At 68.1% G+C, this 12,459-nt stretch carries 9 protein-coding genes; 2 read left to right on the top strand and 7 right to left on the bottom strand.

What is annotated here, in order from left to right:
* The first annotated feature begins 252 nt into the window (after positions 1-252).
* A complete protein-coding gene (locus STRIP9103_RS36620) occupies positions 253-870 on the top strand; it encodes a GNAT family N-acetyltransferase (RefSeq protein WP_009332052.1) in 618 nt (205 codons plus the stop codon).
* A gap of 89 nt (positions 871-959) precedes the next feature.
* On the opposite strand, the gene trxA is transcribed toward STRIP9103_RS36620, so the two are convergent.
* The 7 genes from trxA to STRIP9103_RS36585 form a co-directional block, all read right to left on the bottom strand.
* Positions 960-1,292 (bottom strand): thioredoxin, encoded by a 333-nt coding sequence (gene trxA, locus STRIP9103_RS36615; protein WP_009332067.1) that lies wholly within the window; start codon positions 1,290-1,292, stop codon positions 960-962.
* A gap of 42 nt (positions 1,293-1,334) precedes the next feature.
* Positions 1,335-2,306 (bottom strand): thioredoxin-disulfide reductase, encoded by a 972-nt coding sequence (gene trxB, locus STRIP9103_RS36610; protein WP_009332059.1) that lies wholly within the window; start codon positions 2,304-2,306, stop codon positions 1,335-1,337.
* 172 nt (positions 2,307-2,478) lie between these two features.
* Positions 2,479-3,408 (bottom strand): anti-sigma factor family protein, encoded by a 930-nt coding sequence (locus STRIP9103_RS36605; RefSeq protein ID WP_009332061.1) that lies wholly within the window; start codon positions 3,406-3,408, stop codon positions 2,479-2,481.
* Positions 3,405-4,118, bottom strand: coding sequence for an RNA polymerase sigma factor SigM (gene sigM, locus STRIP9103_RS36600; RefSeq protein ID WP_009332056.1), 714 nt, complete (start codon positions 4,116-4,118; stop codon positions 3,405-3,407). The genes STRIP9103_RS36605 and sigM overlap by 4 nt, the downstream gene beginning before the upstream one ends.
* Before the next feature lie 25 nt (positions 4,119-4,143).
* Entirely contained in the window at positions 4,144-5,868 is a 1,725-nt protein-coding gene (locus tag STRIP9103_RS36595) for a protein kinase family protein (RefSeq protein ID WP_009332066.1), read from the bottom strand.
* A 118-nt stretch (positions 5,869-5,986) separates the two neighbouring features.
* A complete protein-coding gene (gene murJ, locus STRIP9103_RS36590; protein ID WP_009332053.1) occupies positions 5,987-8,200 on the bottom strand; it encodes a murein biosynthesis integral membrane protein MurJ in 2,214 nt (737 codons plus the stop codon).
* Between the two features lie 46 nt (positions 8,201-8,246).
* A complete protein-coding gene (locus tag STRIP9103_RS36585) occupies positions 8,247-10,655 on the bottom strand; it encodes a DUF6049 family protein (RefSeq protein WP_009332063.1) in 2,409 nt (802 codons plus the stop codon).
* Positions 10,656-10,891: 236 nt separating this feature from the next.
* Between STRIP9103_RS36585 and STRIP9103_RS36580 the strand changes: the two genes are divergently transcribed.
* The gene (locus STRIP9103_RS36580; RefSeq protein ID WP_048821632.1) at positions 10,892-12,364 is read left to right on the top strand and encodes a CCA tRNA nucleotidyltransferase; all 1,473 of its coding nucleotides are present in this window, start codon (positions 10,892-10,894) and stop codon (positions 12,362-12,364) included.
* The last annotated feature ends 95 nt before the right edge of the window (positions 12,365-12,459 follow it).

Here is a 12,459-nt window from a genome sequence, read left to right as displayed (position 1 = left end):
GCCCGCTCTTTGCTTTGAGGCGGTATCTAGGCAATCGCATCGTGGATACGATGCGATCGGATATGGCGCATCCACCTGGCGGCACCTTTATAGGGGAGGCGGGGTAATGCGAACCGTGAGCCGTTCCGGTCTGGTGACCGCGGGCCTGGGACTCGGCGCGGTCGGCGGCTTCGTCGGCAGCCTGCTCAGGGAGTGGAACGCTTTGGCAGCCGCTCGCGACGCTGCGGGCGAAGGAAGCGAGGAACAGCCTTCATGGGGCGTCGGCTCGTACCGCTCACGCTTGACAACCTTCAGGACCTTCCCAAGCGCTGCCGCTCGTGCGTCTTCTGGGAGTTGGACCCAGTCAGCGGCGAGGCTGCGATAAAGGCCGGTACCCCCGCGCTGGAGAAGGAGGCATGGATCTCCGCGGTCCTGTTGGACTGGGGGTCCTGCGGACGCGTCGTCTACGTGGACGAGGTACCTGTGGGCTTTGTGCTGTACGCGCCTCCGGCCTATGTGCCCCGCTCCACAGCGTTCCCCACGAGCCCGGTGTCTCCCGACGCGGTCCAGTTGATGACCGCCTTCATCATGCAGGGCTACCAGGGCCAGGGTCTCGGCCGTGTGATGGTTCAGACGGTCGCGAAAGATCTGCTGCGGCGAGGCTTCCGGGCGATCGAGGCTTTTGGGGACGCACGGTGGAAGGAACCGGCCTGTGTCCTGCCGGCGGACCATCTGACTGCTGTGGGCTTCAAGACGGTCCGCCCCCATCCCACCTATCCCCGGCTGAGGTTGGAGCTGAGGTCGACGCTCTCCTGGAAGGAAGACGTTGAGTTGGCACTCGACCGACTTCTGGGAGCGGTACAGAAGGAACCGGCGTTGAGGCCGCTCTGAAGAGGACGCTCCCACATAGGAAGAGTTCGCTGGCAACGCGAAGGGGCCAACCCCAGCGGGTTGGCCCCTTCAATGTTTCACGTGAAACATCACTCGGCGATGAAGTCCTCAAGGTCGCGCACGATCGCTGCCTTCGGCTTGGCACCGACGATGGTCTTGGCGACCTCGCCACGCTGGTAGACGTTCAGGGTCGGGATGGACATGACGCCGTACTTGGCAGCCGTGGCCGGGTTCTCGTCGATGTTGAGCTTGACGATCTCGATCTTGTCGCCGTACTCCTGGGCGATAGCTTCGAGGGACGGCGCGATCTGGCGGCACGGGCCGCACCAGGCGGCCCAGAAGTCCACCAGGACGGGCTTGTCGTTCTTGAGGACGTCCTGCTCGAAGGAGTCGTCGGTCACGTTCTTCAGAGTGCCGGCCACGGAAGGGCTCCTAACTGGTTGGTGCGGTGGGGCGGACGGGGGTCAGACGGTGGTCTTCTCGGGCTCGGCGCTCTGCTCGCCGTCCGCGAGGGCGGCGAGGAAGCGCTCGGCGTCGAGGGCGGCGGAGCAGCCGGTGCCGGCTGCCGTGATCGCCTGGCGGTATGTGTGGTCGACGACGTCACCGGCGCCGAAGACACCGGTCAGGTTCGTCCGGGTCGACGGGGAGGCGACCTTCAGATAGCCCTCGTCGTCCAGCTCGAGCTGACCCTTGAAGAGTTCCGTGCGCGGGTCGTGGCCGATCGCGATGAACAGACCCGTCACCGGCAGGTCGGACGTCTCGCCCGTCTTGACGTTGCGCAGCTTCAGCCCGGCGAGCTTCTGGTCGCCCTGGATCTCGGCGACCTCGCTGTCCCAGATGAAGGAGATCTTCGGGTCGGCGAACGCCCGCTCCTGCATCGCCTTGGAGGCGCGCAGGGTGTCCCGGCGGTGGACGATGGTCACGGACTTCGCGAACCGGGAGAGGAAGGTGGCCTCCTCCATCGCAGTGTCACCGCCACCGATCACGGCGATGTCCTGGTCCTTGAAGAAGAATCCGTCACACGTGGCGCACCAGGAGACCCCGCGGCCGGAGAGGGCGTCCTCGTTCGGCAGTCCGAGCTTGCGGTGCTGCGAGCCCGTGGTGACGATGACAGCCTTGGCGCGGTGCACGGTGCCCGCGGTGTCCGTGACGGTCTTGACCTCGCCGCTCAGGTCGACGGCGACGACGTCGTCCGGAACGAGCTCGGCGCCGAAGCGCTCCGCCTGGGCGCGCATGTTGTCCATGAGGTCGGGGCCCATGATCCCGTCCCGGAAGCCGGGGAAGTTCTCCACCTCGGTGGTGTTCATGAGCGCACCGCCGGCGGTGACGGCGCCCTCGAACACCAGCGGCTTCAGCGACGCGCGCGCGGTGTAGAGCGCCGCCGTGTAGCCGGCGGGCCCGGAGCCGATGATGATCACGTTACGGACGTCGCTCACGGCTTGATTCCTCGTCTCTGGAGTCTGCTGCGTACTGCCGGTGGGAGCTGTACTCGGAACTCTCACCCCACCCAACGGATCCTAAGGGGCGTGCATTCCCGGTGTGTCCGGGCACACGGAGACGCGGAACCACACGGGGATGCCTGGGGTGGCTGAAAGAGAGAGACAGCACTCAGGAACGGGTGAATGACTGCTTCAGCAAGACGTCACCGGCGGGTTCCGAAGCCTTGTCCAAGCAGGAGGCGTCGACGACGTACGCGGTGACGCGTGAGTCGTCGGAGCTGTTGGGCAGCAGCACGAGGTACGCGTCCGCTCCCCGGTAGGTTCCCGGCTCGGAAGCGATCGCGCCTGTGATGTCGCCGATGCCCTTTGCGATGCAGACAGGCACGTCGGTCTTGAAGGTCGTGGTCGCGCCCTTCTCGGGGGACACCGGTGCGCCAGGCGACACGGTCTCGGTTCCGAAGCGATCCCTGCCAGGCGAGCTCTGAGTCTCGGCCTTGTCCAGGAGATCCTTTACCTGGTTCTCCAGCTTGACCCCGGAGAAGGTGTCAGAGGCCGGGGTCGGAGCTGAGGTTGTGGGGCGGTTGTTGTCACCGATCGACTGGACCAGGATCGCGCTGAGGCCCAGGGCGGCGGCCGTGAGGACGGCTCCGAGGACGGTCCTGCGACGGTTGCGGCGCTTCTGACTTGTGCGGCCCGGGCCGGTGGACGCGCGTGGATGACCCGCAGGGCGATCCACCACCGACGATGTTTCACGTGAAACATGCGCGCTGTCGTCCTCGCTCGACAAGGCGCGGGAGGCTCCGACAGCGGCGGGGATTTCGGTGGTCTCGGTGTCGGGTGCCGTGGCGTTCAACAGAGCTTCGGCGGCCAGGGCGGCATCGATCCGTCCCGCCACGTCGTCGGGCATGCGCGGAGGGCCCGGCAGAGTGCCGAGCATGCTGCGGATCTCCTCCAGCGAGGCGTACACGTCGGCGCAGAGGGGGCACTCGTCCAGGTGTCGACGGACATCCGCGGTGCGGGACGGTGGGAGCAGACCTTCGGTGAGGTCGGAGATCTCCGTGACTTCCGGGTGCCCGGCCGTGTCGGTCGTGGATGTCACGCTCGCCCACCTCCGCCCTTCACAGCAGCTGAATCGCTTGGCCCTGCATCATGTGGTCCTGCTGCGGGTGGGACGGATGTCCCCTGCGTCCGGTTCCTTCCGCGCTCCGATTTTCCGCCACCGGCACCTCCTCCGTCCGCGCGGAGATGGTTCAGCAGCGGCAGAAGTCTGGCTCTGCCACGGGCGCAGCGGCTTTTGACGGTGCCGGTCGGGACGTCGAGGATCCGCGCGGCTTCCGCGACCGGATAGCCCTGCATGTCCACCAGGACGAGCGCCGCCCGCTGGTCCGTCGGCAGGGTGCCCAGGGCCTCCAGCAACTGGCGGTGGAGATCGTTGCGCTCGGCGGGAGCGGAGGCCGACTCGTGCGGCTCCAGAAGCTGCTCCAGGCGCTCGGTGTCGTCGACGGGTGATGTCTTGCGAGAGGCTGCCTTGCGGGCGCGGTCCAGGCAGGCGTTCACCGTGATGCGGTGCAGCCAGGTCGTGACGGCCGACTGACCACGGAAGGTGTGGGCGGCCCGATAGGCGGAGACCAGCGCGTCCTGCACGGCGTCCGCGGCCTCCTCACGGTCCCCCAGCGTCCGCAGCGCCACCGCCCACAGGCGATCCCGGTGCCGCCGTACGAGCTCACCGAAGGCATCGGGATCACCCTCCACATGACGGGCCAGGAGATCCTGATCGCTCACCCCGCTGTGATCAGCGCTGTGCGCCAACGGATCCCCTCCCTCTGGTGAGTTCTCAGCCAGTGAACTTCACATCGGTGATCGCCTGCTTGTAACCGGCGCCACTGAACTGGTCACCGTCCGCCTTGGGCACCGCGGTGAGCCAGATGAGAACGTACCGGGTCTTCACCGGCTTCTTGGCGGAGATCTTCAGGCTCGTTCCGCTGGTCGTGTTCGCCGCGATCTTCGTCATGGAGCTGAGGGAAGCGGACGAGGACAGGGAGTCGGCCGCGTAGAGCGTGGCCGTCGTGTGGTCGCCGGCGTAGTACAGCCCTATTGAGGCCGCGGACACCTCCTGGGCCGAGCCGAGGTCGTAGACGATCCCGACGCCCTGCTTGAAGGGCGCCAGAGTGGGGCCGTCGTTGTAGGAGTAGGTCCGCCAGTACGTCGACGTGTTCTTGTCGTACGTCAGATCCACGTCGTTCGCGTGCTGCGGCTTGCCGTCCGGGTAGTACTCCGCGGCGTCCTTGATGCTGAGCGTCGTGACCGGCTTGGCGGTGTTGGCGCCCTTGTCGTTGTCGTCGGTCGTCTGGCTGGTGTCCGTGTCACCGGACTGGTCGCCGCGGCCCATGAGCGCGTCGGCGAGCTGCCAGCTGCCGAGACCGAGCGCGGCGATCAGCAGCGCCGACACCGCCCACTTGAGGGCCTTGCCGGTCCGGCTCTGCAGCGGGGGCGGAGGCTGGGGCAGGGGCTGTGTGACGCCCGCGTGGGGAGCCTGGCGGCCGTACGTCCCCTGCTGGTACGTCGTGCGCTGGTAGTCGGGCGGCGCGGTGAACGCGGGCTCCGGTGGGCGGATGCGGGGCATCTCGCCGATCGCCTTCACCAGCTCCTCCGGCGTCGTGCACGGAGACTCGTGGCGCGAGGCGGTGGCGCCGTCGTTGGCGAGCGCACGCATGGCGAGCTCTGACAGGCCGCGGTGGACGCCGGCCCGCACCTGGTCGGGTGCGATGAGTCCGACGCCCTTGGGGAGTCCCGAGAGGCCGTGCGCGTCGTTCTCGTACGGCCAGCGCTGGGTGAGCGCCGCGTACAGCAGCGCGCCGATCGCCTCCGTGTCCGTGCGCTGCGGGGTGTCGGAGCCGATGCCCCGCAGCGCGGCATTCACCGCGAGACCACGGATGCGCCACTGGCCCGAGGCGGACCGCAGTACGGCGCTCGGGCTGAGCCGCAGATGGGAGAGGCCTTCGCGGTGGGCGGCGGCCATGGCGTGGGAGACCTGGGTGACCATCTGGTACGCGTCGTGCGGTTCCAGCGGGGCGGAAGCCAGAAGCGTCGTCAGTTCCGTGGCATCGGGAAGCCATTCGTGCACCACGTACACGAGGTCGTTCTCCTCGACCGCGTCCAGCACCTGGACGAAGCGGGGATCGCCCAGCAGCGCCGCGGAACGGGCCGCCGCCAGTACGGAACGGGCGCGCGCGTGGTCGGCGGGGAGTACATGAACTCCGACCGCGCGACGCAGTTTCTCGTCCACGGCACGCCAACTGCTGAAACCGTCCAGACGGGTGACGCACTCTTCGAGGCGGTAGCGCCTGGCGAGTTTGTGGCCGCTGTGCAGTTCGGGCGGTGCCGTCTTCGAGAGGTTCTCGGTACCGCCGCTCCCCTGTGCCTCTTCGCTCGCCGAGCTTTCCGTGTCCCGCTCCCGGTTCTGGGCCTCCCCGTCGGCCGTGGACTGGTCCGCCTGCGCGGTCAGCGGCTCGTCGCCGCTGTCTGCCACGTCGACGGCAGCCGTGCTCCGTTCCGCCACCGTCGTTCCTGCCTCCCCATCCGTTGCGCGCGTTGCGACGCCAAAGCCAATTGTGCCCACAGTCCGCCGCTATGAGCGACACGCGGCGGCGGACGATGGTTGTGCGCGTACCCCCGCCTCAGCGCCCCAGCCGTCCACGGACCATACCGACCATCGAGTTGAGCTCTTCGATGCGCATGCGCCGTGCGGCGACGTAGAAGACACCGAGCAGAACGATTCCTCCTCCGACGAGTGCGAGCATCGAGCCGCCGACGCCCTGCCCCAGGGTCTTGCTGATTCCGTAACTGGCAGCGCCGCTGAGCAGTGCCGCGGGCAACGAGGCGATGGACAGCCGCGCGTACGTCCGCAGTACCCGGGATCCGTCCAGGTCGCCGCCCAGCCGCTTCTTGAGCCGCCGCCAGGCGATACCGACGCCGATCATGTACGCCAGACCGTACGAGGCGGCCATGCCGACCACCGCCCAGCGGGCCGGGATCACGAAGAAGCAGATCCCGGAAGCGCTCGCGTTGACGGCGGCCACGATGACCGTGTTGTAGAAGGGTGTCCGGGTGTCCTCGTAGGCGTAGAAGGCGCGCAGGACGACGTACTGCACGGAGTACGGGATCAGGCCGAGGCCGAAGGCCATCAGCATGAAGCCCATGTTCGTGGCCGCGCCGATGCCGGACGAGCCGAAGATCAGCGTGCACATGGGGATGCCGAGCGCGACGAAACCGAAGGCGATCGGCACGATCGCGACGGCTGTGGTGCGCAGGCCCTGGGAGATGTCGTCGCGGACGGCGCCGGCGTCGTCCTCGGCTGCCGAGCGCGAGATACGCGGCAGGAGGGCGGCCATCAGGGAGACCGTGATGATGGCCTGTGGCAGGCCCCAGATGAGCTGGGCGTTGGCATAGGCGCTGTATCCGGTTCCGGAGATCTTCGTTTCGGTGACCGCGGCGGTTGCCAGCTGGACCACGATGAGGGCGCCCACCTGGTTGGCGAGCACGAAAAGGATCGTCCACTTGGCAAGCACCGCGGCCTTGCCGAGGCCGTGCCCTCGCCAGTCGAAGCGCAGCCGAATTCGGAACCCGGTCTCCCGCAGGTACGGAATCATCGCGAGGGCCTGGACCACGAGGCCCAGGAGGATGCCGACACCGAGCAGCCGCTCGCCCTCCGGGGGGATGTTGTCGACCGTCATGTGTGAGTCGGCCGCGCTGCCGTAGACCCAGAGGAACGCGCCGAGGGTCACGATGATCACGATGTTGTTCAGGACCGGGGTCCACATCATCGCCCCGAACCTGTCGCGGGCGTTGAGGATCTGACCCATCACCACGTGGATGCCCATGAAGAAGATCGAGGGCAGGAAGTACCGGGTGAAGGTGACGGCGACGTCGTTGGCCTCGGCGTTGTTGGCGAGGGGGGTCGACAGCGCGCGGACGAGGAGCGGCGCGGCAAACATGGCCAGTGCCGTGAGCACGCCGAGGACCACCATGACCAAGGTCAGCAGCCGGTTGGCGTAAGCCTCCCCGCCGTCGTCGTCCTCCTTCATGGCTCGCACGAGCTGGGGCACGAAGACGGAGTTGAGACCACCGCCGACAGTCAGGATGTAGATCATCGTCGGCAGCTGGTAGGCCACCTGGAAGGACTCGCCAAGGAGGCTGAGGCCCAGTGCCGAGACGATCATCGCCGACCGAATGAAGCCGGTGAGGCGGGAGACCATGGTGCCGGCCGCCATGACGGCGCTCGACTTCAGCAGGCCCGAGGCGCGACCGCCCTTCTTCGGGGTCGGCGCGGGCGTGGCAGCGGCGGGGGCCGGCGCGGGCTCCTCGTACGTCGGCTGCCCCGGGCCCGGAGCGGGGGCCGGGCCGGGCACGGACGGCTGGCCCGTGGGCGCGGGACCACCCTGCTGCTGGTCCCGGAAGAGATGGGCGAACGCGTCCGGTTCGTGGCGCTCCTCCCCGGCCTGCGTGACGAGATCGTCCACGCCGACGAACTGGGTGGTGCGGGCGTCGTCACCGTACGGCAGATGCCGCGAGGGCCCTTCCGGCTCGGGCGCCGGGGTCTGGGCCCACACGCGCGGGTCGGGGGCGTACTGCGACGCCGACGGCTGGGCGTAGAGCGGCTGTTGCGGCGGGTAGGTGCCCGGCGGCGGGTGCGCGGCGCGGTCGTAGCGGGCTTCGGCCACCGGGCCCTGGATGGTCGGATCCTGCGCGCGGTAGGGGTCCTGGGCGTAGGCGTCCTGCAGGTACATGTCCGCGGGGGGCTGCGGCGGCACCTGGCCCGACCCGGGCATGCCCTCGGGGTAGCCCGAGTCGGCCGCGCCCTGGCCGCGGTCACCGTCGTACGGCGCGTTCATGGTTAACCCACCTCATCGTCCCCGGGCCCACCGGCCACGCAATCGCTCAACGGTCCACTCTCTCACCCGTGCCGGACGGGTCGGCGTTTTCCGATGCGGTGTCCGGGGCCGGGTCACTCGGGTGCTCCGGCACGTCTGCCCCGGACTCGACCGGGGATTCCTCCTCGACAGTGTGTACGACTGAGGCCGCCTCGGTGTTCGCGTCCTCGCCCGGAGAGTTGTCTTCCGACGCGTTCCGGTCCGTCGAGATCCCCTCCGCCTCCAGTCGGGCGGCGGCGCGCTTGCGCTGCGTGTACATCCGGAATCCGGCGAGGACGAGGAGCAGGACACCACCGGCGATGACCAGCATCACCGTGGGTGTGATCTCGGTGACGTTCACCGTGAAGGTGACCTCGTCCCCGTACGGCTGGCCGTCCTGCGTATAGAGCTGGGCGACGACATCGACCTTGCCGTTGGCCTCGGCGTTGGTGGTGAACTTCACCGACTCGCTGTGCCCGCCCGAGATGTCGATGGTCTGCTCGGCGAAGGCCTCTTCATCGATCTTCAGACGCTTCGGGGCCTGCGAGGTGAGACGGAGCTTCAGCTTTTCGACGCCCTGCACGAGGTTGTTCTGAACCGTCACAGGGATCGTGGCGCTGCGGCCCGAGAGCTTCGTCTCGGACTTCTCGATCAGCCGGACCTGGCTGGTGAGCGTGTCGAGGTACGACTGCACGTCGTCGCGGTAGGTCTCCGCCACGGTGGAGCGGCCCCGCCAGGAGGTGGACATCTCACGGTCCATGGTCCGGCCGAAGGGCGTGACCACGCGGGACTTGTCGCTGAGGATCACCTTGAAGCGGTCGAGGTCGCTCTGCGTGGTCTGGATCTCCTCGAACGCCGACTTCGGCAGCGCCTGCTTGCGCAGCGACGAGGGGTATGCCGAGGCGGACGGGATCTTGGTGGTGGCGTTCGGGTCGGGCTTGGCGTCGGCGGCTGCCGACAGTTCCTGGGACTGCGACCAAGTGCTCCCCTGGAGCGCCGTCAGCGCCTGCGCCATGGTCTGTGCCTGGCTCGCCGACGGCATGCGCTGCGGAGCGATCACGATGCTGCGCTGCTTGTTGGTCTGGAGGTCCGTCATCAGACTCTGGGCGAGGAACTTCTGCACTGCCAGGGTGGAGCTCTCGGCCTTCGTCATGTCGCTCTGGAACGCCGTGGACAGCCGGGCGTCCGCGACGACGGCCGTGGTGCCGCCACCGATGGGACGGGCCGCGCTGGGCGTGTAGGACAGATCGTTGCGCTCCTGGAGGCTGTCGCTGCGGGCGATCACCTTGTCGGCGCCCGCGGAGATGGCCACCTTGACGATCGACGGGTCGACGGCGCCGTTCACGGGCCAGGAGAATTCGGTGTTCGGTTCCACACGGAGGATGTTCTCGACGGTGTCCGCGGCGACGTCGGTGGCCTCCTTCAGACGGCTGAGGGAACCGGTGACGGTCTTGCCGTTGGACGCCATGGACGCCAGATCCGGGTCGGCGAAGGGAAGGGCGATCACCTCGTCGCCCTGGACCGCCGTCTCCAGTTCCGCCAGCCATTCCTTGGCGACGGCCTGGTTCTTGCCCGCGACGGTGGTGTCTCCGCTTCGGACGCGGTAGTTCTCCGTCATCGCGACGACGGACGCCAGCAGGTCGGGGTCGATCACCCAGGTGATGTCGAGGTCCTTGCCCAGCGTCAGCATCTGCTCCAGACGGCCGCCCGCGGAGATCTCCTTGGCCAGGTCGTCGTTCAGGAAGACGGGCGTCTGCTGCTCCCCCGGGCCCGTCTCGGCCGTGAGGTGGGTGGTGGAGATCAGCGGCCAGAGGTAGGTCGTCTTCGTCTGGGTGTCGGCCTCGTCGGGCTGCCACGGCAGGAACGTGCGCTGGATGCCGAGGATCTGGTCGTACGGAGCGGCGGAGGTCCGGCCGGTGAGGGAGACGCCGAGCTGGTAGACACCGTCCGAGCCGAGGTCCAGCTCCTTGACGGGCACCGAGATGGTGAAGGGCTGGGCCACTCCGGAGTTGAGCCGGGAGAACTTCTCCATGTACTTCCCGCCGATCTCCGTCCCGTCGGTGAACTGGTCGAAGCCGGTGCGCTTGGCGGCGGAGTCGATGGCCGTACGGCTCGTCAGGGCGGCCGAGCCCACCCGCAGGCCCACATGGGCGTCCGTGATCGTCTGCTTGCCCTTGTTCGTGACCGTGCCGGAGACGGTGACTGTGTCGCCGTCGGTGGGCACGCTGGGGCTCAGCGAGTCCAGGGCGACCTCGACGGTGTTCGTCTCCGAGGCCTCGGCGGGTGAGGCCTTCTGCGCCGCCCGGGCGTCCGGGGACGCGGGGAGCTGGAGCAGACCGGCCAGCAGAGGAGCCCCCGCGAGGAGCGCTCCGGTGCGCAGCAGCCACCGGCGGGCAGGTGAGGGACTCGTCCCCTGGAAGTCTGCCGCCTCGGCCACGCGCTCGCCCGTCCCTCGTCGTCGTCAGTGGTCGTCGGAATGTGCGTCCACGCATGGTAACGAGGCGCGCCGAGGGGAAGTGCCGCGGTCCGCCCCACAAGATCGGAAGACAAGGCCGGGCTGTCCCCGTATGTGCACGTATTAATGGGGTCGGCAATGAGGTCACCTGCACGAAGCCCTTGTGCACGTTCAATGGAGGCGACCGCCGCCACCAGGGCCACGTACCCTTTTCTGCTGTGCCGAACGCCAAAGAAGACCCCAGTGCCCTGAGCCAGGTGCAGCGCCGCGCGGTGAGTGAACTGCTGCGGGTGGCTCCTGTCGCCGACGATCTCGCCCGCCGCTTCCGGGAGGCCGGGTTCTCACTCGCCCTGGTCGGCGGTTCGGTCAGGGACGCGCTGCTCGGCCGGCTCGGCAACGACCTGGACTTCACGACGGACGCCCGCCCCGAGGACGTACTGAAGATCGTGCGTCCCTGGGCCGACGCCGTCTGGGACGTCGGAATCGCCTTCGGCACGGTGGGGGCGCAGAAGGACGCCCGAGTCGGGGACGCCGATCGAAGCTTCCAGATCGAGATCACGACTTACCGGTCGGAGGCGTATGACCGGACCTCGCGCAAACCGGAGGTGTCGTACGGGGACTCGATCGAGGAAGACCTCGTACGACGGGACTTCACCGTGAACGCGATGGCGGTGGCGCTTCCGGAGAAGGAGTTCATCGACCCGCACGGTGGGCTGGAGGATCTCGCGGCGCGTGTCCTGCGCACCCCCGGTACTCCGGAGGAGTCCTTCTCCGACGACCCGCTGCGCATGATGCGGGCCGCGCGTTTCGCCGCGCAGCTCGACTTCGAGGTGGCACCCGAGGTCATCTCGGCGATGACCGACATGGCGGACCGCCTGGAGATCGTCTCGGCGGAGCGGGTACGGGACGAGCTGAACAAGCTGATCCTTTCCGCTCACCCCCGCAAGGGCCTGACGCTGCTCGTCGACACCGGCCTCGCCGAGTATGTCCTGCCCGAGCTGCCGGCGCTGCGGCTGGAGCGAGACGAGCACCACCGGCACAAGGACGTCTACGACCACACTCTGATCGTCCTGGAGCAGGCGATCGCGCTGGAGGACCGCGGGCCGGACCTCACCCTTCGCCTTGCCGCGCTGCTGCACGACATCGGTAAGCCGCGCACGCGCCGTTTCGAGAAGGACGGCCGGGTCTCGTTCCACCACCATGAGGTGGTGGGCGCCAAGATGACCAAGAAGCGCATGACGGACCTCAAGTACTCCAACGAGCTCATCAAGGACGTCTCGCGCCTGGTCGAACTGCACCTGCGCTTCCACGGCTACGGCACCGGGGAGTGGACGGACTCCGCCGTACGCCGATACGTCCGCGACGCGGGCCCGCTGCTCGACCGGCTCCACAAGCTGACCCGCTCCGACTGCACCACGCGCAACAAACGCAAGGCGAACGCCCTGTCCCGCGCGTACGACGGTCTGGAGGAGCGCATCGCTCAACTCCAGGAGCGGGAAGAGCTGGACGCCATCCGTCCGGACCTCGATGGCAACCAGATCATGGAAATCCTGGGTGTCGGCCCGGGCCCGGTCGTCGGGCAGGCCTACAAGTTCCTGCTGGAGCTGCGGCTGGAGAACGGGCCGATGGAACACGACGAGGCAGTGGCCGCACTCAAGGAGTGGTGGGTCCAGGCGTCTCAGGTTTCGTGACGGCGGCTCTTCATCGCCGTGTGGGCACCAGTGCGGCGCGATGTTTCACGTGAAACATCGCGCTGCGCCATGTGTTGAGGCGCCGGTCCGAGGGG

The sequence above is a fragment of the Streptomyces ipomoeae 91-03 genome, from assembly GCF_000317595.1.
GTDB classification, from domain to species: Bacteria; Actinomycetota; Actinomycetes; order Streptomycetales; family Streptomycetaceae; genus Streptomyces; species Streptomyces ipomoeae.
This window is presented reverse-complemented; position numbering and strand designations above follow the sequence as displayed.

Bases quoted from the DNA above. Each gene is read 5' to 3' on its own strand.
- STRIP9103_RS36620 (WP_009332052.1), top strand. From the start codon at position 253: ATGGGGCGTCGGCTCGTACCGCTCACGCTTGACAACCTTCAGGACCTT.
- murJ (WP_009332053.1), bottom strand. From the start codon at position 8,200: ATGAACGCGCCGTACGACGGTGACCGCGGCCAGGGCGCGGCCGACTCG.